Genomic DNA, 22,634 nt, shown 5'->3' on the forward strand with positions numbered 1-22,634 from the left:
CGGCTCGCTCTCCGTGACCGGCCGGATGCACCAACTCCGGGAAACGCCAAGGCTGTCGGGGGTTCCCCCGGACGGCCGAACACGCTCGGTCAACACGGCGGGTGACCGTCCCGGACCGGGATCACCGCCTGGCGTGTCAACTTCCAGCCATCGCCGTGTCGTTCGACATAGCCAAGCGCCCGGAGCTCGTACAGCCTCGCGATCGCGTCCTCCCGGGTGGTGCGCGCGCCGAGCGCGATCTCCTCCACGGGCGCGGCGCGGCCCGCGGGCAGGGCGGCGAGCACTCCACGGGCGTGCGGTTCCAGCAGGTCGCGCGGGAGCACCGGGCCGCGCCGGACGGGCGCGAGTTCGCCGATGGCGCCGACGAGTTCGATGATCTCGGTGGCGTCGGTGACCAGGGTGGCCTCGCCGCGCAGCAGGTCGTGCACGCCCGCGGAGAGGGCGCTGGTGACCGGGCCGGGCACGCCCATGGTGAACCGGCCGAGGCGCTGCGCGGCCCGCGCGGTGGCCAGCGAGCCGCTGCGGCGGGCGGCCTCCACGACGACGGTGCCGCGGGTCAGCGCGGCGATGACGCGGTTGCGGAGGATGAACCGGCTGGGGGTCGGGTGGTCGCCGGGTGGCAGCTCGCCCACCACCAGTCCCTGGTGGGCGATCCGGCCGATCAGCGCGGCGTGGCCGCGGGGGTAGGGCTGGTCGACTCCGCAGGCCAGGACGGCGACGGTGGCGCCGCGGGCGGCGAGGGCGCCCCGGTGGGCGGCGCCGTCGACGCCGTAGGCACCGCCGGACACCACCACCCAGCCGCGCTCGGCGAGGCCGGCGGCGAGGGTGGCCGCCGTGTGGGTGCCGTACTCGGTGCAGGCGCGGGCGCCGACCACGGCGACGGAGCGCAGCGCCCACATCCGCAGGCTGGGCCGGCCGCGCACCCACAGTCCGAGGGGCCGGCCGTCGCCGAGGTCGTCGAGCTGGCGGGGCCACTCGCCGTCCCCCGGGCGCACGAACCGCGCCCCGGCGGCCCGGGCGAGCGCGAGATCCCGCTCCGGCTCGGCCCGCCCGGCCCGCGCGAGCAGCCCCGCCCACCGGGTGGCGGTCACCCCCGGCAGGGCCTCTCCCCCACGGCGCAGCCGCCGCACCACCTCCCCCACCCCGTACTCCCGCACCCACCGCCCCGCGACCTCGTCCCCCGGCTCGATGACCCGCGCGAGGAAGACCCGACCGAGCAGGTCGTCTCCGGGGTCCTCCGCGCCGGTCATGTGAGCGCCCCGATGGCCATCGGCACCCCTCGCGGGACGCCGGTGCGCAGTTGCAGGGCCAGGGTGACATCGGTGGCGTCCGGGCGGTCGTGCCCGACGAGGTCGGCGATCGTCCAGGCGACGCGCAGCACCCGGTCGATGCCGCGGGCGGTGAGCAGGCCGCGCTCCAGGCTGCGTTCGGCCTCGTCCATCGCCCCGGCGGCGGCGTGGTACCGGCTGCGCAGTTCACGGCCGGGCACTTCGCTGTTGGTGCGCCACGGCGTGCCGACGAGGCGGGCCGCCGCCCGCTCCCGGGCCTGCCGTACCCGGGCGGCCACGATCGCCGTGGACTCCCCCCGGGCGCCGGGCTCGGTGAGCTGGGCCCGGGTGACCGGGTCGACCTCCACCCGGAGATCGACCCGGTCCAGCAGCGGTCCGGACAGCCGGGACTGATAGCGGCGGATCACCGACGGCGGGCACTCGCACAGCGAGTCACGCAGCGAGAAGCGGCCACAGGGGCAGGGGTTGGCCGCCAGAACCATCAGGAACCTCGCCGGGAACCGGACCACACCGGCGCTGCGCGCGATCACGACGTGCCCCGACTCCAGCGGCTGCCGCAAGGCGTCCAGAGTCTGGCTGTGGAACTCGGGGGCCTCGTCCAGGAAGAGCACGCCTCGGTGGGCCAGGGACACCGCCCCGGGCCGGGCGATGCCGGGGCCGCCGCCGACGAGTGACTGCATCGTGGCCGAGTGGTGGGGCGCGCAGTAGGGCGCGATGTCGATGAGCGGCTTGCCCGGTGGCAGCAGGCCGGCGACCGAGTGCACCGCCGTGACCTCCAGCGAGTCCTCCCGGGTGAGCCGGGGAAGGACCGCGGGCAGGCGTTCGGCGAGCATGGTCTTGCCCGCGCCCGGCGGCCCCTCCAGGAACAGGTGGTGTCCGCCCGCGGCGGCCACCTCGACGGCCGTACGGGCGGCGGTTTGCCCCACGACGTCCGCCAGGTCGTGATCGTGGTCGTGCTGTGCGGCGCCCACGCTGTGCATGCCGGTGGCCGCGCCCGTGCCGGGCACGCGCAGCCCGGCCAGCAGGGGGTCGGGCCGGCCCGGCCCGTCCGGTTCCTCCTCGGGTACGGGCTCCTCGGCGAGGACCGCGATGAGCTGGCGCAGGCTGCGGACCCCGAGCACGGACACGCCGGGGACGAGTGAGGCCTCGGCGGCGGCGCATTCGGGCACGACCACCTGCTCGTACCCCGCGTCGGCCGCCGCGAGGACGGCCGGCAGGATGCCCCGTACCGGTCGCACCCGGCCGTCCAGTCCCAGCTCTCCGATCATGACGATGTCGGCGAGGACACGGGGATCGATCCGTTCGGCGGCGCCGAGCACCGCGCAGGCCACGGCCAGGTCGAAGCCCGAGCCGGCCTTGGGGACGGACGCCGGGCTGAGCCCGACGGTGAGCTTCTTCTGCGGCCACTCGGCGCCCGAGTTCACCACCGCCGCGCGTACCCGGTCGCGGCTTTCCGTCAGGCTCTTGTCCGGGAGGCCGACCAGGGTGAAGGCCGCCACTCCGGGTTCCAGGTCGGCCTGGACCTCGACGACCACGCCCTCGACGCCCACCAGGGCGACGGAGCAGGTGCGGGCGAACGCCATTCAGGCCACCCCCCGCGCGTGCTCGACCGAGGGCGCGCCCCGGCGGGGCAGGAGGACGCCGACGAGGTCGATGCGGACGCCGCCCGGCGGGGCGCCTCCGTGGGCCTGGACCCAGTGTTCGGCGAGGGCCCGCAGCCTGGCCGCCTTCTCGGGGGTCACCGCGGCCATCGGATGCTCGTACGCACCGCCCCTGCGGGTCTTCACCTCGCAGACGACGAGCGCGTCCCCGTCCCGCGCCACGATGTCGATCTCGCCGGACCGTCCGCTGCGCCAGTTGCGTGCCAGGATCGTCATGCCGGCCTCGCCGAGCCGCCGGGCGGCCAGGTCCTCGCCGTATTTGCCGATTGCCTCTCGTGCGTTCATGTCGGCACCTCCTCCGGCGCCAACCGTCACGCGTTCCGGCCCCCGCTGTTGATCTTGGGGGACTACTCGGCGGTTGTGGAAAACTCCGTCACCCGTACGGGTGGCGTCCCAAGGAAGCCGCAGGTCATCAGCCGCCCGGCAGCTCCAGATCGCTCTTGTTCAGCTCCTCGATGTTCACATCCTTGAACGTCAGGACGCGCACCTGCTTGACGAAGCGAGCCGGGCGGTACATGTCCCAGACCCAGGCATCGGCCATGGTGACCTCGAAGAACACCTCGCCCTGAACCGAGTGCACCTGCATCTCGTAGTCGTTGGTGAGATAGAAACGCCGCTCGGTCTCGATCACGTATTTGAACAGACCGACGACATCTCGGTACTCCCGGTAGAGCTTCAGCTCCATCTCGGTCTCGTACTTTTCGAGGTCCTCGGCGCTCATGGCATGTTCCCCTTCAGCCGTGCGATCCCACCATTGTGCGCCAGCCCGAGGGTCCCTCAGACGATTTCCGTGTCGAGGGTCACGGGCCTGGCGGGGGGACCTTCGACGAGCAGCGTGCGCAGCAGCTCGGCGAGTCTGGTCGGATACACCGTCTCATGCGCCCGGGTCAGTTCCCCACACGTCCACCAGCGCGCTCCGGCGACACTGCGCCGCTCCAGCTCCGTCAGCCCCGTCGCCGCGGTGGCCGTCTGGCTGGTGCGGGCCAGGTAGTACCACTCGTCCTGGTCCCAGCGGCGGCCCGCGAAGGGGAACGAGCAGCGCCGCCGCCAGAGCACCGGGCCCAGTTCGACGTCGGTGATGCCGGTCTCCTCCGCGAGCTCCCGCAGCGCGGCCTCCTCGCGCGTCTCGGTGCCCTCCAGTCCCCCGCCGGGCGTGAACCACCAGTCGTCGTCCGGGTCGTCCGGCTCGTGTCCGTGCAGGAGCAGGATGCGGTCCTGGGGGTCGAGCAGCACCACCCGGGCCACCTTGCGGGGGCCGCCCGCACCCTCGTACGGCAGGTCGTCCTCGTGCGGCTCCTCCGTCGGCCGCGTCGTCTCAGCGGACACCGGCCGTCTCCGCACGGGCCTGGGCGGTGCGGGAGCGGCCGAGGCGGGAGGCGACCGGGCCGTAGGCGCCACCACCGAGGACCAGGACCGCGCCGGCCACGATCAGCACCTCGATCGTGCGCAGCGGGCCCGGCTCGGAGAGGGCGCCCAGCGTCTCGAAGCCGGTGGGGCGCTCCAGCATGCCCTTCCACGGCCAGACGACGGCGTCCACGCGGGCCGAGACCGCGTCCCGGGAGACGGTGCCCCGCGCCGCCTCGGTGAGGTGGGCGGTGGAGTCCAGGGAACCCTGGCGTTCGTCACCGAGGAGGAAGAGCCGGCCCTCGGGGACGGTGACCGTGCCGAAGCCCTGGAGCTCGGCCGCGCTGCCCTTGGGCAGATAGGGCTCCTCGACCGGCTTGCCGTCGACGGTCAGCCTGCCGTCGGTGCAGCAGGAGACGGTGTCCCCGCCCACGGCGACCACGCGCTTGACGACCTTGGAGTCGGCGACCCAGTTCTTGTCCTCGAAGACGACCACGTCACCGCGGCGCACCTCGTCACCGTCGATCCGCTGGGCCAGCACCCGGTCGCCGACGGCGATGGTGGGCGACATGGAGCCGGTCGGGACGGTGTACGGCCGGTAGACCAGCGCCGCCCACGCGAAGCCACCGAGGAACATCACCAGTCCCAGCGCCACCGCCAGACCGGACAGCCGCTGCCCGAGTCGGCCGCCACCGGCCCGTACCGTGCCGGTGCCGCCCGACGGGGCCGTACGCGTCATGCTCTCGCCACCCATGGACCCGCACCCTACCCGGCGGTACCGAGCGGGGGCAGCCCTCCGTGACGGCTCGGGGCCGGTCTCCCCGGCCTCACAGCTCGCCGGTCGCCGTCGGCCGCCGCGTCCCCGCCGCCTCGCGCTCGTTCCGCCGGCGGCGCCACAGCGCCACCGGCAGCACGGCGGCCGCGGCCAGGCCCTGCGGGGCCGCCGTCAGGGACGCGGCGGCGGAGGACTGCCGGTCGAGGCCGGGCTGGTCGAAGGTGTCGGGAACGGGCAGGGTGCCCCAGCGGTTGATGGGCCAGGCCTTGACGATCGCGCGGCCGACGACCTTGTCCACGGGGACCATGCCGTGGTTCGCGTCGGACTGGTTGTAGCGCGAGTCACGGGAGTTCTGGCGGTGGTCGCCCATCACCCAGATGTAGCCCTCGGGGACCTTCACCTTGAACTGGCCGCCCTGGTCGTCCACGCTGCACGGCGTGTTGCCCGGGTAGACGTACGGCTCGTCCAGCGCCTTGCCGTTGACCTTGAGCGGGCCGCTGTTCTTGCACTCGACCGTGTCGCCGCCGACTCCGATCACCCGCTTGATGAGGTCCTTCTCCTCCGCCGAGGGCATCAGGCCGATCCAGCTGAGGACCTTCTGCACCGGGTTCGGGGTCGGCGTGGGCTCGCCCGCCAGCCAGTTGTCCGGGTCGTGGAAGACGACGACCTCGCCGCGCTCGGGCTCGGAGCCGAACCACGGGGTGAGCTTGTCGACCAGGACGCGGTCACCCTGCTGGAGGGTGTTCTGCATCGAGTCGGACGGGATCGAGAACGCCTGCACCAGGAACGTCTTGATCAGCAGCGCCAGGACCAGCGCGATGCCGATCAGGATCGGCAGCTCCTTCCAGAAGGAGCGCGACTGACCGGGCCGCCGCGCCCCCGTGACCGCCGCCGCGGTCCCGGCGCGCGGCTCGCCGTCCGGCGTACCCGCGTCGCCGTCCGCCCGGCCGTCACCGGAGTTCATGGCGCCGTCCGGTGCGGGAACGTCCCGCTCCCCGGGGTGCCCGCGGTGCTCCTCGCCGTCGTGCCCCGACCGTGCGCCAACCGCCACATCCCCCACGCCAACTCCTCACTCTGTGCCGCTGCCTGCCCCACACACTGCGCAGGCCCACCACTCCCATAACGAGCGGGAGTTCCGCAGGGGTCGCAAGCCGTCTCATTCCGTTCCGATTCTCCGGGGCAACCCTATGCGACACCTGGGGAGCGGCGGCCGTCCCCGACGCCGAGTCGGTGACGCTTGCGAAGGTTTTAGGTTCCGTCAGGCGCGTCCAGTGGCCGACCGGCCAGCCGATGACCATGGCCCGGCCGACCACCGAGTCCACGGAGACCGTGCCGCCGTAGGGGGTGTCCTGGTGGGAGCGGGAGTCCGCGGAGTTGCCCCGGTGGTCACCCATGACCCACAGCCGGCCCTGGGGGACGGTGATGTCGAAGGGCGTGGCGGACGGCTGGTCCCCCGGATAGAGGTAGTCGCCCTCGGTGAGCGGTACGCCGTTGACGGTGACGCGTCCCTGTGCGTCACAGCACTTCACATGGTCGCCGCCGACCCCGATGACCCGTTTGATCAGGTCTTTCTCGTTGTCGGAGGGCAGCAGGCCGATGAAGCCGAGCCCTTCCTTGAGCTGCTTGAGGACGACCGGGTCGCTCTTCTTGGCGGTCTGCTCGTCCTGGAGCCAGCCGCCCGGGTCGTGGAAGACGACGACGTCCCCGCGCTCCGGTTCGGCACCGAACCAGGGGGTGAGCTTGTCGACCAGCACCCGGTCGCCGATCCGGATCGTCTCCTCCATGGAACCGGACGGGATCACGAACGCCTGGACGAGGAAGGTCTTCAGGACGAGCGCGATGAGGACGGCGACGCCCACCAGGAGGGGGATCTCCCGGACGGCCGAGCGCCGGCGCTTGCGCTTGACCTTGCGCTGGAGTCTGCGGCGCTCCGCGCGGGTGCGGCCGCCGCCGGGCGCGGTGGTGCGGCGGGTCCCGGTGGGCAGCGGGTCGCCGGCGGGGCCGGCGGGCACCCGGCGGGGCTTGCCGCGGTTACCCATGGCCGCCCTCCGCCGGGGCGTCGGGCACGCGCGCGTAGGCGGACGGCCGGGTCAGGTGCGTCCAGTGGCGGTACGGCCACAGGATCCAGTCGGCCCGGCCGATGACGTCCCCGACGGGGATCATGCCGCCGCCGGGCGAGCCGAGGTGGTCGCGGGAGTCGCTGGAGTCGCTGCGGTGGTCACCGAGGACGAACAGCCGGCCCGGGGGCACGGCGACGTCGAAGGGCACGCTGGAGGCGCTGTCCCCCGGGTAGAGGAACGCGGTCTCGTCGACCGGCCGGCCGTTCACCTGGAGCCTCCCCTGCTTGTCGCAGCAGACCACGTGGTCACCCCCTACCCCGACGACCCGCTTGACGTAGTCGGCGTCACCGAAATACCCGGTTCCGTCGAACACGATCACGTCACCGCGGCGCGGCTGGGCACCGAAACGGTACGCGAGCTTGTTCACGAGGACCCGGTCCCCGATCCGCAGCCCCTGCTCCATGGATCCGCTCGGGATCTGGAACGGCTGCACCACGAAGGCGTTGAGGAGCAGCAGGAACGCCAGGCCGGTGAGGAGGGTGAGGGTGATCCGGCCGCCAGGGAGCCAGTCGGCGAGCCGGGCCGCCCACGCGAAACGCGACCGGCCCTCCGCCCCCGGGGATTCGGGGTGGGAGGAGCGGTCGCGTCGCGTCGGCTGTGCTTCGGTGTCCATCGGGGCCAGATGCTATCCGGCCCCGCTGTGAACCGTCAGAGCGCTCAGTTCTCGCGCTTCTCCTTGATCTTCGCGGCCTTGCCGCGCAGCTCACGGAGGTAGTACAGCTTGGCGCGGCGCACGTCACCCTTGGTGACCAGCTCGATCTTCTCGACGATCGGGGTGTGCACCGGGAAGGTGCGCTCGACGCCGACGGAGAACGAGACCTTGCGGACCGTGAAGGTCTCGCGGACACCGGAGCCCTGGCGGCGGATCACAACGCCCTTGAACTGCTGCACACGGGAGCGGTTGCCCTCGATGACGCGGACGTGGACGTTGACGGTGTCACCCGGGCGGAAGGCCGGGATGTCGCTGCGCAGCGACGCGGAGTCGACGGAGTCGAGCAGGTGAGACATTTCGTCTGCTTTCTTCGCTGATGCCACAGGTCATCAACGGCAACTAGGGGTTCCAGGAGGACTGCCGTGCGGGTCGGGGCGGGCGTCGTGTCCCCCTGTGGCAGGGGCGCTCGCCGGACGGACGCACAACAGCGGCCTATTCTTCCACGCCCTCGGCGCGGCGCCAAAATCGGCCGTACGGCTCCCCGTCCGGGTCCGGTTCCCAGCCCAGGATGGAGAGCATCTCGCGGTCCTTCTTGTCGAAGGCCTTGGGGTCGCAGCGCTCGATCAGGTCGGGCCGGTTGGCGGTCGTGCGCTTCAGCGCCTCGTCGCGGCGCCAGCGGGCGATCTTCCCGTGATGGCCGCTGAGCAGCACCTCGGGGATGTCCCGGCCGCGCCAGACGGGCGGCTTGGTGTAGACGGGGCCTTCGAGGAGGTTCGCCATCGCACCGGGGGCGAAGGAGTCGTCGCGGTGGGACTCGGCGTTGCCGAGGACACCGGGCAGCAGCCGGGCGACGGCCTCCGTGACGACCAGGACGGCCGCCTCGCCGCCGGCCAGGACGTAGTCGCCGATAGAGACCTCGTAGACCGGCAGGCGGGTGGCGTACTCGTCCATGACGCGCCGGTCGATGCCCTCGTAGCGGGCCGGTGTGAAGATCAGCCAGGGGCGTTCGGACAGCTCGACGGCCAGTTCCTGGGTGAAGGGACGGCCGCTGGGCGTGGGCACGATCAGCGCGGGGGCGTGGGCGCCGGACTCGTAGCCGTCGGCGAGGACGGTGTCGAGGGCCTCGCCCCAGGGGTCGGTCTTCATGACCATGCCGGGGCCGCCGCCGTACGGGGTGTCGTCCACCGTGTTGTGCCGGTCGTACGTCCAGTCGCGCAGGTCGTGCACGTGGACGTTCAGCTGCCCGCGCGCGCGTGCCTTGCCGACGAGGGAGACGTTCAGCGGTTCGAGGTACTCGGGGAAGATCGTGACGACGTCGAGCCTCATGCGTCCTCGTCCCTCGACGAGGCGATCTCGGCCCGGTCGTCGATCAGGCCCGGCGGCGGCGTGATGACCGCGCGCTGCTCGGCCAGGTCGATGTCGGTGACGATCTCCTCCACGAACGGGATCAGCACCTCGCTGCCGTCCGGGCGCTCCACGATGAACAGGTCCTGCGAGGGCAGGTGGGAGATCTCGGTGATCCGGCCGACCTCCGTGCCGTCCTCGGTGACCACGTCCAGGTCGATCAGCTGATGGTCGTAGTACTCGTCCTCGCCCTCGGGCAGTTCCTCCGGGTCCACCTCGGCGATCAGCAGGGTGTTGCGCAGCGCCTCGGCCGCGGTGCGGTCGGTGACGCCCTCGAAGCGCAGCAGGAGGCGGCCGCTGTGCACCCGCCCCGTCTCGATGGTCAGCGGTCCCGCGGAAGGGGGATCCGTGGCGAGTACGGCGCCGGGGCCGAGCCTGAGTTCCGGCTCGTCGGTACGTACCTCGACGGTGACCTCGCCCTTGATGCCATGGGCACGGCCGATCCGTGCGACTACGAGCTGCACCTGTCCAAATCTCCTGTCATACGACTGCGGGCCGGGGACGGCCCAGTGGCCCTCCCCGGCCCGAGCCGGTTGCGATGAAGCGTCAGCGGACGTCGTCCACGTCGACCAGGTCGACGCGGACACCGCGACCGCCGATGGCGCCCACGACGGTACGCAGGGCGCGCGCGGTACGGCCGTTGCGACCGATCACCTTGCCGAGGTCGTCGGGGTGGACCCGGACCTCCAGCACGCGTCCGCGGCGCAGGTTGCGCGAGGCGACCTGCACATCGTCAGGGTTGTCGACGATGCCCTTCACGAGGTGCTCAAGCGCCTCTTCGAGCATGCTGCTCAGGCCTCGGTCGACTCGGACTCAGCCGCGGCCTCGTCCTTCTTCTCAGCCTTCTTCTTCTGGGTGATCGCCTCACCCTTGCCCTCGTCGTCACCGCCGAGAGCCTCGAACGACGGACGGGCCGGCTTGGGCTCGGCGACGAGCAGCGGCGCGGGAGCCGGCTCGCCCTTGAACTTCTGCCAGTCGCCGGTCTTCTTCAGAATGGCGAGCACGGGCTCGGTCGGCTGCGCGCCGACACCCAGCCAGTACGCCACACGCTCGGCGTCCACCTCGATGACCGACGGGTTGTAGGTCGGGTGGTACTTGCCGATCTCCTCGATGGCCCGGCCGTCACGGCGGGTACGGGAGTCGGCGACGACGATGCGGTAGTGAGGCGAACGGATCTTGCCCAGACGCTTCAGCTTGATCTTGACTGCCACGGGAGTGGGTTCTCCTGGAATTGACGTGGTTGGGCACGGCGAGACGCCGCGTGGGGTTGCGGTACCCGAGTGCCCGATGGACGCGTCAGCCGGAGGAGAGAGGGGTCCTGTGCGGCTGTCGAGTACAGCTAGCCATTCTGCCATACCCTGCGGGCCGCTTCCGGCCGAGGGTGGGTGAGCCGGGGTGCGGGGCAGGGTTCAGCGGCACCCGGCGTGGAGGTGAGGGCACGTCGGGTGCGCTGCCCGGTGCTGTGGGGTCGCCGCCCGCGGCCCGGCAGCCACGAGATGCCGGTGTCCGCGCGCGGCGCCTACGCCGCCCCCATGACCTCCGGGATTCTGAACGGCTTGCCGCAGCCGCCGCAGACGATGGGCGCCTGGGCGAGGACCGACGGCACGACCCGGACGTTGCGCCCGCAGTCGCACACCGCCTTGACCCGGACGCCGCCGCCGGAGGAGCCGTGCCGGGCGGCCGGGCCGCGGAAGGTGCGGGAGGTGTCGGCGGAGGTGGCGGCCAGGTGGGCCTTCAGGGCGCGCTGCAGCCGCTCGATGGTCGGGCGGTAGCGCCGCTTCGCCTCGGCGTTGAGCGTGACCAGGGAGAAACCGCTGCTCGGGTGCGGCTCCTCGGGGTGGTCCAGGCCCAGCTCCTCGGCGATCGCGAGGAAACGACGGTTGTGGTAGCGGCCGGCCCGGGAGGTGTCCCGGACGCCCCGGGCGGCGGCGATGCCGTGCACCGCCTCATGGAGAAGTCGCTCGAAGGAGAGTTCGTGACCACACGCGGACGACGACTCTCCGATCAGGGACTCCGGTGCGGCCAGGTCCGGCAGCTCGGGGTGGTGCCGCTGAATGTCGGCCCACGCCTGCGCCAGCTCTGCGGCGAGAACAGGTGGTGTCTGTGTCTGTGTCGTGCTCACGTAATGACAACGAGCGGGGGTGCCTCTGTGTTCCTATTCCGGGGCATCCCAAATAATTTGCACGTACCCGTCAGTTGCCGCTGATGCGTCCTGACGAGGGCGGGTGCGCTGATCTGCGGAGAAGCGTCACACCTCCGCCCAAGCTGGTGCGTAGTCCGCGCTACGCACCGCCGGCGGGCCCGGAGGCGACACGGGCCGTCGGCGACGGGAGAAGCATCCGGCCGTTCGCGGCCCGCCGTGCCGTCCCGGCCGGCGTCCCCGCCCTCGCGACGTTACCGCCTGCCGCCGCACCGCCCGCCACCGGCCCGCCCCCACCGGCGCAGGCCGCTCCCCCGTGCACGGCCACCGTACGACCCGCCAGGTTGCCGGAATGTGAATTCTCGCCACACCCGCGTACAGGGCCCAAGCCGGACCCCGCGACCCCTGGACGACACCGCGGGCCCGGAGTTACCTGGCATACGTGGGAAGTGCGCGCGCACGGCACGGGGGCCACGCGACCGAATACAGCGACGAACCGTCGGCGGATTGGGGCGCTTCTATGACACCAACGCTCGTGCGGCAGCACGTGGCTCACGCGGACCCGGCACCCCGCGTGGACTTGAGCGCACGCGCGCGTGACTGGTCCGAGATCCAGGAGCGGATGCTCGTACCGCTCTACGAAGCCGTCTACGACCGACTCGACGTGGGTCCCGGAAGCCGGCTGCTGGACCTGCGGTGCGGGGCCGGGCTCGCCCTGCTGCTGGCGGCCTCCCGGGGCGCCGCGGTCACCGGCGTCGACTCCGCCTTCCCGGAACGGCTCGCCCTCGCGCGCGCCCGCCTGCTGCCGGACGGCCCGCCCCGGGCCGCACGCGCGCGTACGGCCCCGCGACTCCTCGGCGAACCCCCCGCCGAACCGGCCGGCGGCACGCCGTACACCCTGGTGACCGTCTTCGACCCGGGCGACGGGGACGGGCTCGGCGAGCTGCTCGCCGCCGCCCTGCCGCTGGCCGCGCGCGGGGCCGCCGTGGTGCTGGCCGGCTGGGGGCCGCCCGAGCGCTGCGCCACCTCCGCGGTGCTGCGCGCGGCCGCCGGCCTGGCCGACCCGCTGCCCGGCGCCCGCGGCTGGCGGCCCGCCCGCCGCGACGACCTTGAGGAGGTCGCCGCCCGGGCCGGGCTGCGGCCCGACGGCTCCGGCCGGGTCGCCTGCCCGTTCGGCTACGCCGACCTCGACAGCGCCGTACGCGGGCTGCTGTCGACCGGCCTGTTCGACGCGGCGATCACCGCGACCGACGCCCGGCAGGTCGACAAGGAGCTGACCGAGGCCCTGCACCCCTACCGCCGCCCGGACGGCACCGTGTGGATGCCGAACGTCTTCCGCTACCTGGTCGCCCGGGTGCCCTAGGCGTCGGTGTCCTTGCGCAGGCGGGTGATGCCGGCGATGCGGTAGGCGTCCGCCTCCTCCAGCGTCTCGTTCTCCAGCAGGGCGTGCGCGAGCGCGTCGAGCCGCCCGCGGTGGTCGACGAGCTTGCGGCACGCCTCCGCGTAGCACTCGTCCACGATCCGCCGCATCTCCGCGTCGATCACGTCGAGGGTCTGCGGGGCGGCGGCGAGGCCGTAGGCCTGCTGGGCGTCGTTCGGCAGCGCGGACAGCCTGCCGACCCGCTCGCTCATGCCCCAGCGCGACACCATGCCCCGGGCGATGTTGGTGACCTGCTCCAGGTCGCTCTCGGAACCCGTGGTGATCACGCCGTAGACCACCTGCTCGGCCGCCATCCCGCCCAGCGCGCCGATGATCCGGCCGCGCAGGTACTCCTCGGTGAACGCGTACTTGTCCGACTCCGGCGTCGACAGCGTGACGCCCAGCGCCCGGCCGCGCGGCACGATCGTGATCTTGCGGACCGGGTCGGCACCCGGTTGCAGCATGCCCAGCAGCGCGTGCCCGCTCTCGTGGTACGCGGTGCGCCGGCGCTCCTCCTCCGGCATCACCAGCGAACGCTCCGCCCCCAGCTGCACCTTCTCCAGCGCCTCGGACAGGTCGGCGCGGGTCACCTGCCGCTGCCCCCGCTTGACCGCGAGCAGCGCGGCCTCGTTGGCCAGGTTCGCCAGCTCCGCGCCCGTCATGCCCGGTGTCGTACGGGCCACCTGGGCGAGGTCGACGTCGTCGGCGAGCGGGATGTCCCGGGTGTGGATCCGCAGGATGGCCTCGCGTCCGCCCCGGTCCGGCGGCGAGACCTGCACCACCCGGTCGAAGCGGCCCGGCCGGGTCAGGGCCGGGTCGAGGATGTCGGCGCGGTTGGTGGCCGCGACCACGATCACGCCCTCCGAGCCGGAGAAGCCGTCCATCTCGGTGAGGATCTGGTTCAGCGTCTGCTCGCGCTCGTCGTGCCCGCCCATCGACGCACCCCCGCCGCGGGCCCGCCCGATGGTGTCGATCTCGTCGATGAAGATGATCGACGGCGCCACCTTGCGGGCCTCCGCGAACAGCTCCCGCACCCGGGAGGCGCCCACGCCCACGATCATCTCGATGAACTCCGAGGCCGAGGCGGAGAAGAACGGCACGCCCGCCTCCCCGGCCACCGCCCGCGCCAGCAGCGTCTTGCCGGTGCCGGGCGGACCCGCGAGCAGCACGCCCCGGGGCATCTTGGCGCCCATCCGGCGGTAGGCGTCGGGGTTCTTCAGGAAGTCGACCACGTCGTTCAGTTCGGCCTCGACCTCGTCGATGCCGGCCACGTCGGCGAACGTGGTCCGCTTCTCCCCCGGCACCAGCTCCACCGGCTTCGGCGGCGCCTTGCGGCCGAGCATCCCGCCCGCACCGCCGAGCCCCGCGCTCATCCGGCGTGCGACGAACACCCACACGGCGATCAGCAGCAGCATCGGCGCCAGCGAGATCAGCAGGTTGGCGAGAAAGCTGCGGTGCTGGACGACCGGCTCGGCGGTGACATTGACCTTGTGCCGGGTCAGGCTCGTCCACAGGTCGTCGTCGGCGAACGCCGGCCGCTCGGTGTTGAACTTGGTGTACCCGCCGCCGCCGTCCGGGTTCTTCCGCTCCTTCTTGAGCTGGCCCTGGATGGAGTCGCCCTTGGCGTAGATCTTGTCGACGTTGCCCGCGTTCACCTGCCTGCTGAACTCGGTGTACGAGATCGTCGGCTCTCTCGCCTGGTCGACGTACGACAGCACCAGGTTGGCGATCAGGTACACGACCAGCGCGGTGATGATCAGCCGCCACCAGCCGCCGCGCATCCCGCGCCCGCCGGGAGGCTGCCGCGGCGGCTCCTCCGGGGCGCCCTCGGTGCGCCAGGGCTGGTCCGGCGACTTGCGGGAGGGAGCGGGGTTGCTCATACCGGGACGGTACGACACCGTCCGGGCACCGGCACGCGCAAGGGGCGCCACCGGTACGGGCGAGGGCCCCACGGCATGCGCGAGGGCGCCACGGCATGCGCAAGGGGCGCCCTTCCGGCGGAAGGGCGCCCCCGACGACGTACTACGGGCCGGTCCGGGACCGGTGCCCGGTCAGCCCATGAACTTCTTGAACTCGTCCGGCAGCTCGAAGTCCTGGCCGCCCTGCTGGCCCGGCAGGCCGAACGCGCCACCCGCCTGCGCGGCGGCCTCGCGGCGCTGGGCCGCCTCCAGCTCCTGCTGCTTGCGCTTCATCGGGTTGCCGGAGCGCTGCTTGCCCTTGGCCTTCTTCTGCTGCTTCTTCTGCCGGCCCGGACCGCCGCCCATGCCCGGGATTCCCGGCATGCCCGGCATGCCGCCGCCCTGGGCCATGCGGGACATCATCTTGCGGGCCTCGAAGAACCGCTCGACCAGGCCCTTGACCGCGCTGACGTCGACGCCGGAGCCCTTGGCGATACGGGCGCGGCGGGAGCCGTTGATGATGGTCGGGTCCTGGCGCTCGGCCGGGGTCATGGACTTGATGATCGCGGCGGTGCGGTCGACGTCCCGCTCGTCCAGGTTCGCGATCTGGTCCTTGATCTGGCCCATGCCCGGGAGCATGCCGAGCAGCTTGCTGATGCTGCCCATCTTCCTGACCTGCTCCATCTGGGACAGGAAGTCGTCCAGGGTGAAGTCCTGGCCCTTCTTGGACGCCAGCTTGGAGGCCATCTTGGCGGCCTCTTCCTGGCTGAAGGTCTTCTCCGCCTGCTCGATCAGGGTGAGCAGGTCACCCATGTCGAGGATGCGGGAGGCCATCCGGTCCGGGTGGAAGGCGTCGAAGTCGTCCAGCTTCTCGCCGTTCGACGCGAACATGATCGGCTTGCCGGTGATCTGCCGGATGGAGAGCGCGGCACCACCGCGGGCGTCACCGTCGAGCTTGGAGAGCACCACGCCGTCGAAGCCGACGCCGTCGCGGAAGGCCTCGGCGGTGTTGACGGCGTCCTGGCCGATCATGGCGTCCACGACGAAGAGGATCTCGTCGGGGCTGACCGCGTCCCTGATGTCCGCGGCCTGCTGCATCATCTCGGCGTCGATACCGAGGCGGCCGGCGGTGTCCACGATCACGATGTCGTGGACACGGGACTTCGCGAACTCGATGGAGTCCTTGGCGACCTTCACCGGGTCGCCGACGCCGTTGCCCGGCTCCGGCGCGTAGACGGCGACACCGGCGCGCTCGGCGACGACGCTGAGCTGGTTCACGGCGTTCGGGCGCTGGAGGTCACAGGCGACCAGCAGCGGGGAGTGGCCCTGCTCCTTGAGCCACCGGCCGAGCTTGCCCGCGAGGGTGGTCTTACCGGCACCCTGGAGACCGGCCAGCATGATCACGGTGGGCGGCTGCTTGGCGAAGCGGAGGCGGCGGGTCTCGCCGCCGAGGATCTCCACCAGCTCGTCGTTGACGATCTTGATGAACTGCTGCGCCGGGTTGAGCGCCTTGGAGATCTCGACCCCGAGCGCCCGCTCCTTGACCTTCTTGACGAACGCGCGGACGACGGGGAGGGCCACGTCGGCTTCGAGGAGCGCGATGCGGATCTCTCGCGCCGTGGCGTCGATGTCCGCTTCGCTCAGCCGGCCCTTCCCGCGCAGGTTCTTGAAAGTCGCTGACAGGCGATCGGAGAGAGTGTCGAACACGGCGCTCGCGGTCCTCGGGGTCGGTGGCGGTCTGACAGGAATCGCCCTCCAGGGTATCCCGGCGCCGTGGGCACCGGGGCAGGGTCATGCGCGCAATGTCTCCTCCAGCACCCGCGCCAGTGATCCCGCGTCCTGCGTGGGCAGCGGCGCCCCCGTGCCCGTCGTGACGTAGAACGCGTCCACGGCGTTCGCGCCCAGCGTCGACACGTGCATGCTCCGCACCCGTACGCCCGCCTTCTCCAGGGCCGTGCCGATGCGGTGGAGCAGGCCGGGCGCGTCCTGGGCGCGGACCTCGATCACCGTGGCGTGGCGGGAGGCGGCCGGGGCCACGGTGACCCGGGGCGGCGGGGCGGTCCAGCCGCGCCGGCGGGGGTAGGCGGCGTCGCGTTCGGCGAGCCGGCCGGCGATGTCCAGGGTGCCGTCCAGGGCGCGGACGAGGTCGGTGCGCAGCCGGGCCGCCTGGGGCAGGGAGCCGTACTCGGCGGCGACCCGCCAGTCGAGCAGGAGGATCGTGCCGTCGTCGTCCACGTCGTCCGGCAGCCGCAGGGCGCGCAGTTCCGCCGTGCGGACGGTGAGGCGGTGCACGGCGAGGACCCCGGCGACCGCGGGCAGGACGCCGGGCTGGTCGGGGACGGCGATGAGCAGTTCGACGCCGAGAGGTTCCGGTTCGCCGGGCGAGGGCTCGCCGGGCACGGGTTCGGTCTGGGCGCGCAGGGCGAGGACCGGGCCGCCGGTGCGGAAGGCCTCGATGGCGAGGCGCTCCTGCTCGGCGGTGGGCGCGGCGGGCTCGGGCTCGTCGGGGGCGGCCCCGGCGAGGACCCCGGAGACCCGTCGGACCAGGTCGGTCACGAGGTTGCCGCGCCAGGAGGACCAGGCGGCCGGGCCGGTGGCGAGGGCGTCCGCCTCGGTGAGGGCGTGCAGCAGTTCCAGGGTGCTCTGGCTGCCGACCGCGTCGGCGACGGAGCGGACGGTGGCGGGGTCGTCCAGGTCGCGGCGGGTGGCGGTCTCGATGAGCAGGAGGTGGTGGCGGACCAGTGTGGCCAGCACGGCGGTGTCGGCGCGGTCGAAGCCGATCCGCGTGGCGACGTCCTTGGCGATGATCTCGCCGGCCGCCGAGTGGTCGCCGGGCCAGCCCTTGCCGATGTCGTGCAGCAGGGCGGCGACCAGGAGCAGGTCGGGGCGGCCGACCCGGCGGGTGAGGGCGGAGGCGCGCACGGCGGTCTCGATGAGGTGCCGGTCGACGGTCCAGACGTGGACGGCGTTGCGCTGGGGGCGGCAGCGGACCCGTTCCCAGTCGGGCAGCAGGCGGGCGATCAGGCCCTCGGCCTCCAGCGCCTCCCAGACCTCGACGGTCGGGCGGCCGGAGCCGAGCAGGGTGACCAGTTGTTCGCGGGCCTCGGCGGGCCAGGGGGTGGGCAGCGGGCGCGCGGTGGCGGCCATGTGCCGGGCGGCGTGCGGGGAGAGCGGGAGGCCGGCCTGCGCGGCGGCGGCAGCGGCGCGCAGCGGCAGGACGGGGTCGCGGTCGGGGCGGGCGGCGCGGGCGAGCACCACTTCGCCGTCCTGTTCCACGACGCCCTCGGCCAGCGGCGAGCGTTCGGCGGCCGGCCGGCCGCCGCCCAGCATGGCGCGCAGGCGGGGCCGTACGGCGCGGGCGCGCAGGACGCGGCCCACCTCGCGCCAGGTGACATCGGAGGCGTACGCGATAACGCGGGCGGCTTCGTAGACCTGGCGCAGCAGGGTGTCGGCGTCGAGCAGGCCCAGCCCGGCGGCCACCTGGTCCTGTTCCTGGAGGGCGAGCCGGTCGGTGGCGCGGCCGGTGGCCAGGTGGAGGGCGTCGCGGACGTCGAGCAGGCGGCGGCGGGCGTCGGCCAGTCCCTCGCGGGGGGCGTCGGCGAGCCAGGAGGCGGCCACGGCGCGCAGCGCGGTGGCGTCGCGGAGGCCGCCGTGGGCCTCCTTGAGGTCGGGTTCGAGCAGGTAGCGCAGTTCGCCCTGGCGGGCGGCGCGCTCGGCGCACAGTTCGCGGAGTTCGGGCAGGCGCCGCGGGGCCTGGTTGCGCCAGTCGGTGAGGACGGCGGTGCGCAGGCCGGCGGTCAGGGTGGTGTCGCCGGCCAGGTGGCGGGCGTCCAGCAGGCCGAGCTGGACCTTCAGGTCCTCGGCCGCGGTGGTGCGGGCCTCGGCGGGGGTGCGCACGGAGTGGTCGAGGGAGAGGCCGAGGTCCCAGACGGGGTACCAGATCCGGTCGGCGAGGGCGGTGACGGCGCCGGGATCGGACCCGTCGTGCAGCAGGACGAGGTCGAGGTCGCTGCGCGGGGACAGCTCGCCGCGGCCGTAGCCGCCGACGGCGACGAGGGAGACGCCCCGGGCCGGGCCGGCCGCCGCGCCGAACAGTCCGGCGAGCCAGTCGTCGGTCAGTCCGGCGAGGGCGGAACGGCGCGGCGGCCCGGACCGCGCGTCCTCGGTGAGGAGACGCAGCCGGGCCGCCGCGTAGCCGCCGGTCCCCGGGTCTTCCGTGCCTGTGTCCGTGTGCGTGTCCGTGCCCGTCACCCGGCGACTCCTCTTCTGTCGGTCCTGGTCAGAGCGCGTCCGGGCCGCGTTCGCCGGTGCGGACGCGGACGGCGGTCTCCACCGGCAGGGACCACACCTTGCCGTCCCCGATCTTGCCGGTGCGGGCGGCCTTGACGATGACTTCGATCAGCTGTTCGGCGTCGTCGTCCTCGGCCAGTACCTCCACGCGGACCTTGGGGACGAGGTCGACGGTGTACTCGGCGCCCCGGTAGACCTCGGTGTGGCCGCGCTGCCGGCCGTAGCCGCTGGCCTCGGTGACGGTGAGTCCGTGCACGCCGAAGGCCTGGAGGGCTTCCTTGATCTCGTCGAGCCGATGGGGCTTGACGACTGCGGTGATGAGCTTCACGCGTCCACCTTCCGGGTCTGCACGGCGGCCAGGGCAGCGGCGGCGGTTCCGGCGACGCCGCCGCCCGCCCCGCTGAAGTCGTATGCGGTCTCGGCGTGTTCGGCCTGGTCGATGCCGGAGATCTCCGCGTCCTCGGTGACCCGCATGCCGAGGGTCTTGTCGAGGAGGAAGGCGAGGACGGCGGAGGCGATCAGGGAGTAGGCGAGGACCGCGAAGACGCCCGCGCACTGCTTCCAGAGCTGGTCGAAGCCGTGGTCGCCGTAGAAGACGCCGGTGGCGGTGGACTGGCCCTTGCCGGTGGCGAAGAAGCCGACGAGCAGGGAGCCGAGGATGCCGCCGACCAGGTGGACGCCGACGACGTCGAGGGAGTCGTCGTAACCGAACCTGAACTTCAGGCCGACGGCCGCGGCGCAGGCGACGCCGGCGATGGCGCCGACGGCGATCGCGCCGAGCGGGGAGACCGCGCCGCCGGAGGGGGTGATGGCGACCAGGCCGGCGACCAGGCCGGAGGCGGCGCCGAGGGTGGTGCAGGCGCCGTGCCGGATCTTCTCGTAGCCGAGCCAGGCCAGCATCGCGGCGGCGGTGGCGACCTGCGTGTTGACGAACATGAGCGCGCCCACGCCGTCGTCGTTGCCGAGCCAGGAGCCGGCGTTGAAGCCGAACCAGCCGAACCAGAGCAGACCGGCGCCGAGCATGACCAGCGGGAGGCTGTGCGGGCGCATGGGGTCCCGCTTGAAGCCGACGCGCTTGCCGATCACGAGGATGACACCGAGCGCCGCCGCACCGGCGTTGATGTGGACCGCCGTGCCGCCCGCGAAGTCGATCACGCCCAGCTTGAAGGCCCAGCCGTCGGCGGCCCAGACCCAGTGGGCGACGGGGATGTAGACGAGGGTGGCCCACAGGGCGACGAAGAGTGCCCAGGCGGAGAACTTGACCCGGTCGGCGAGGGCGCCGCTGATCAGGGCGGGGGTGAGGATGGCGAACATCAGCTGGAAGACCATGAAGACGAAGACCGGGATGGTGTAGCCGTCCCAGAGTTCGGTGAGGCCGATGTCGCTGAGGCCGATCCAGTCGGCGTTGTAGCCGATCAGGCGGTTGCCGTTGCCGAAGGCGAGGGAGAAGCCGTAGAGCACCCACAGGACGGTGACGATCCCGAGGCTGATGAAGCTCATCATCAGCATGTTCAGGGTGCTCTTGACGCGGACCATGCCTCCGTAGAAGAAGGCGAGGGCCGGGGTCATGAGCATCACCAGGGCGGAACAGATGAGCATGAAGCCTGTGTTGGCGGACGACAGTCTGGGTGCGTCCGCCGCAAGCATGATGGCTGGTGCCATCGGCGTCTCCTCGTCGATTGGTACGGCCCCGTGCGGGCGGTGCCTGAGCGGTCCGGTCGGGTGAGGGGTGGGCCGGTTGTGCGCCACGAGACTCGCGCAGCGCGGTTTCGGTGGAAGCCCCTCGTTGTTTCGCCGGGGTGACGAAGGCGCCCTGTGTGTTACGCGTCGATGAAGCGGGAGATGCCGGGCCGCGCCGGTCGTTATCGTGGCGCAACCTTCTGGCGGGTGATCCCCGCGGAGGAACGAACCGGCCGCGGCGGTCCTCTCGACGACCTGGCATGGGGGAGCCGAGTCGGGCAGTTCGCGAGGACCGGCCGCGGCCGGGGCTGGGGGTGCCGGGGTCAGCCGGCCTCGGCGGCCTCCGGCAGGTCGGCGGCGAGTTTCTCGGAGAGGTCGACCACCGCGGCCAGCTCGCCGTAGTCGCGCACGGCCGTGCCGACCGTCTTGCGGATGCGGGTGTTCACCCGTTCGGAACGGACCTTCTTGGCGATGTCCAGGGCCTTCGCCGCGTACTCGGTGCTGCGCTCGGGCTCGCGCTGGAGCAGCTGCACGGAGGCCATGCCGATGAGGTTGAGCGCGTACGACCGCTGGTGCTCGGAGTCCTTGGCGAACAGTTCCACGGCGCGCCGCATGAGCGGTTCGGCGAGGGAGGCGTAGCTGGGGCTGCGCCCGGCGTTGTAGGCGAGGTCGCGGAAGGAGTGGGAGTTCTCCGCGTACAGCTCGGCCTCGGAGAAGAAGCGGATCCAGTCGGGGTCCGGCTCGTCCCACTCGTCGATCTCGGCGAAGGTGTCCTCGGCGAGGCGGACGGCGCGCTTGGTCTTCCCGGGCTGGCCCATGTTGGCGTAGGCGCGGGCCTCCATCGCATACAGCATGGCCTGGGTACGCGGGCCGGCGCAGTCGCGGCTGCCGTACTGGGCGAGGTGGATCAGTTCCAGGGCGTCGTCGGGCCGGCCGAGGTGGATCATCTGGCGGCTCATGCTGGACAGGATGTAGGAGCCGAGCGGCTTGTCGCCGGCCTCCTTGGCGGCGTGCAGGGCGAGCACGAAGTACTTCTGCGCGGTGGGCTGGAGGCCGACGTCGTACGACATCCAGCCGGCGAGCTGGGAGAGTTCGGCGGCGACCTGGAACAGCTTGCGGGTGGTGGCCTCGGGCTGGGGTTCCTGGAGCAGGTCGGTGACCTCGTGCAGCTGGCCGACGACCGCCTTGCGGCGCAGTCCGCCGCCGCACTGGGCGTCCCACTTGCGGAACATGCGGGTGGTGGACTCCAGCAGCTCCAGCTCGGGCTGGGAGAGCCGGCCCGGCCGGCGGGAGTCGAGCACGGGGGCGGGCTCGGCGGGGGCCGGGGAGCCGGGGGTGGGCACGAGCCAGCGCTGCATGGGCTCGATCAGGGAGGGGCCGGCGGACAGGGCGAGGGAGGTGCCGAGGAAGCCGCGCCGGGCGAGCATCAGGTCGCTGCGGGAGAACTCGCCGAGCAGGGCGACCGTCTGGGCGCCGGTCCAGGGCAGGTCGACCCCGGAGGCGGCGGGCGACTGCCGCGCGGTGCGCAGGCCGAGGTCCTCGACGGAGACGACGCAGCCGAAGCGTTCGGAGAACAGCTCGGACAGGATGCGCGGGATCGGTTCCCGGGGGTTCTCGCCGTCGAGCCAGCGGCGCACCCGCGAGGTGTCGGTCGAGATGTGGTTGGCGCCCAACTGGCGTGCCCTGCGGTTCACCTGCCGGGCCAGCTCGCCCTTGGACCAGCCGCTGCGCACGAACCACGAGCCGAGCAGCTCGTTGGGGCGCTTTTCAGCGCTCGTACCGCTACCGCCGTTGCCGCCCACTGGGATGCCCCCATTTCCTGAGACCACTTGTCACCTGGTGCGCCAAGCCTTATCAGAATGCCGGTAAATAAAGCCTCCCGTCTGGCGATTCTCACCCTTCGAACGAGTTGACGGCTTGCCTCCGGCATACCCACGCGCGCATGCGCCCCCCGTGAACTC

Annotated in this window: 22 protein-coding genes; 1 reads left to right on the top strand and 21 read right to left on the bottom strand. The window is 72.5% G+C overall.

What is annotated here, in order from left to right:
* Positions 1-89: 89 nt before the first annotated feature.
* The 15 genes from dprA to Srubr_RS23775 all read right to left on the bottom strand — a co-directional run bounded on the left by dprA (position 90) and on the right by Srubr_RS23775 (position 11,367).
* Positions 90-1,250 (bottom strand): DNA-processing protein DprA, encoded by a 1,161-nt coding sequence (dprA, locus tag Srubr_RS23705; protein WP_189997599.1) that lies wholly within the window; start codon positions 1,248-1,250, stop codon positions 90-92.
* Positions 1,247-2,872, bottom strand: a complete 1,626-nt coding sequence (locus Srubr_RS23710; RefSeq protein WP_189997600.1) for a YifB family Mg chelatase-like AAA ATPase — start codon at positions 2,870-2,872, stop codon at positions 1,247-1,249. The genes dprA and Srubr_RS23710 overlap by 4 nt, the downstream gene beginning before the upstream one ends.
* A complete protein-coding gene (locus tag Srubr_RS23715; protein ID WP_189997601.1) occupies positions 2,873-3,235 on the bottom strand; it encodes a YraN family protein in 363 nt (120 codons plus the stop codon).
* 127 nt (positions 3,236-3,362) lie between these two features.
* Positions 3,363-3,671, bottom strand: a complete 309-nt coding sequence (locus Srubr_RS23720) for a DUF2469 domain-containing protein (protein ID WP_014675276.1) — start codon at positions 3,669-3,671, stop codon at positions 3,363-3,365.
* A 56-nt stretch (positions 3,672-3,727) separates the two neighbouring features.
* Positions 3,728-4,228, bottom strand: a complete 501-nt coding sequence (locus Srubr_RS23725; RefSeq protein WP_189997658.1) for an NUDIX hydrolase — start codon at positions 4,226-4,228, stop codon at positions 3,728-3,730.
* A gap of 37 nt (positions 4,229-4,265) precedes the next feature.
* Positions 4,266-5,048 carry a signal peptidase I gene (lepB, locus tag Srubr_RS23730; RefSeq protein WP_189997602.1) on the bottom strand — a complete coding sequence of 261 codons (783 nt, stop codon included), beginning with the start codon at positions 5,046-5,048 and terminating at the stop codon, positions 4,266-4,268.
* 73 nt (positions 5,049-5,121) lie between these two features.
* Positions 5,122-6,129, bottom strand: coding sequence for a signal peptidase I (lepB, locus tag Srubr_RS23735; RefSeq protein WP_189997603.1), 1,008 nt, complete (start codon positions 6,127-6,129; stop codon positions 5,122-5,124).
* Positions 6,020-7,108, bottom strand: coding sequence for a signal peptidase I (gene lepB, locus Srubr_RS23740; protein ID WP_189997604.1), 1,089 nt, complete (start codon positions 7,106-7,108; stop codon positions 6,020-6,022). Before lepB (Srubr_RS23740) ends, lepB (Srubr_RS23735) begins: the two co-directional genes overlap by 110 nt.
* Entirely contained in the window at positions 7,101-7,802 is a 702-nt protein-coding gene (lepB, locus tag Srubr_RS23745; protein WP_189997605.1) for a signal peptidase I, read from the bottom strand. The genes lepB (Srubr_RS23740) and lepB (Srubr_RS23745) overlap by 8 nt, the downstream gene beginning before the upstream one ends.
* Before the next feature lie 44 nt (positions 7,803-7,846).
* The gene (gene rplS / locus Srubr_RS23750) at positions 7,847-8,197 is read right to left on the bottom strand and encodes a 50S ribosomal protein L19 (protein ID WP_030785125.1); all 351 of its coding nucleotides are present in this window, start codon (positions 8,195-8,197) and stop codon (positions 7,847-7,849) included.
* Between the two features lie 136 nt (positions 8,198-8,333).
* Positions 8,334-9,167, bottom strand: coding sequence for a tRNA (guanosine(37)-N1)-methyltransferase TrmD (trmD, locus tag Srubr_RS23755; protein WP_189997606.1), 834 nt, complete (start codon positions 9,165-9,167; stop codon positions 8,334-8,336).
* The gene (rimM, locus tag Srubr_RS23760) at positions 9,164-9,709 is read right to left on the bottom strand and encodes a ribosome maturation factor RimM (protein ID WP_189997607.1); all 546 of its coding nucleotides are present in this window, start codon (positions 9,707-9,709) and stop codon (positions 9,164-9,166) included. The genes trmD and rimM overlap by 4 nt, the downstream gene beginning before the upstream one ends.
* Before the next feature lie 82 nt (positions 9,710-9,791).
* Positions 9,792-10,031, bottom strand: coding sequence for an RNA-binding protein (locus tag Srubr_RS23765; RefSeq protein WP_030612780.1), 240 nt, complete (start codon positions 10,029-10,031; stop codon positions 9,792-9,794).
* A 5-nt stretch (positions 10,032-10,036) separates the two neighbouring features.
* Positions 10,037-10,456 (bottom strand): 30S ribosomal protein S16, encoded by a 420-nt coding sequence (gene rpsP / locus Srubr_RS23770; RefSeq protein ID WP_030785131.1) that lies wholly within the window; start codon positions 10,454-10,456, stop codon positions 10,037-10,039.
* A gap of 308 nt (positions 10,457-10,764) precedes the next feature.
* A complete protein-coding gene (locus Srubr_RS23775; RefSeq protein ID WP_189756183.1) occupies positions 10,765-11,367 on the bottom strand; it encodes a hypothetical protein in 603 nt (200 codons plus the stop codon).
* A 538-nt stretch (positions 11,368-11,905) separates the two neighbouring features.
* On the opposite strand from Srubr_RS23775, the gene Srubr_RS23780 reads away from it, so the two are divergent.
* Positions 11,906-12,748, top strand: coding sequence for an SAM-dependent methyltransferase (locus Srubr_RS23780; protein WP_189997608.1), 843 nt, complete (start codon positions 11,906-11,908; stop codon positions 12,746-12,748).
* Here the strand turns inward: Srubr_RS23780 and ftsH are convergent.
* The 6 genes from ftsH to nsdA form a co-directional block, all read right to left on the bottom strand.
* Positions 12,745-14,685 (bottom strand): ATP-dependent zinc metalloprotease FtsH, encoded by a 1,941-nt coding sequence (ftsH, locus tag Srubr_RS23785; RefSeq protein ID WP_189997609.1) that lies wholly within the window; start codon positions 14,683-14,685, stop codon positions 12,745-12,747. The genes Srubr_RS23780 and ftsH overlap by 4 nt on opposite strands.
* A 171-nt stretch (positions 14,686-14,856) precedes the next feature.
* A complete protein-coding gene (gene ffh / locus Srubr_RS23790) occupies positions 14,857-16,410 on the bottom strand; it encodes a signal recognition particle protein (RefSeq protein WP_189997610.1) in 1,554 nt (517 codons plus the stop codon).
* An 84-nt stretch (positions 16,411-16,494) separates the two neighbouring features.
* A complete protein-coding gene (locus Srubr_RS23795; RefSeq protein WP_189997611.1) occupies positions 16,495-18,954 on the bottom strand; it encodes a [protein-PII] uridylyltransferase in 2,460 nt (819 codons plus the stop codon).
* 28 nt (positions 18,955-18,982) lie between these two features.
* Entirely contained in the window at positions 18,983-19,321 is a 339-nt protein-coding gene (locus Srubr_RS23800) for a P-II family nitrogen regulator (RefSeq protein WP_030612756.1), read from the bottom strand.
* Positions 19,318-20,655, bottom strand: coding sequence for an ammonium transporter (locus Srubr_RS23805; protein WP_189997612.1), 1,338 nt, complete (start codon positions 20,653-20,655; stop codon positions 19,318-19,320). Before Srubr_RS23805 ends, Srubr_RS23800 begins: the two co-directional genes overlap by 4 nt.
* A 341-nt stretch (positions 20,656-20,996) precedes the next feature.
* Positions 20,997-22,475, bottom strand: coding sequence for a transcriptional repressor NsdA (gene nsdA, locus Srubr_RS23810; protein WP_189997613.1), 1,479 nt, complete (start codon positions 22,473-22,475; stop codon positions 20,997-20,999).
* Positions 22,476-22,634 lie beyond the last annotated feature (159 nt).

The organism is Streptomyces rubradiris (assembly GCF_016860525.1).
Lineage (GTDB): Bacteria > Actinomycetota > Actinomycetes > Streptomycetales > Streptomycetaceae > Streptomyces > Streptomyces rubradiris.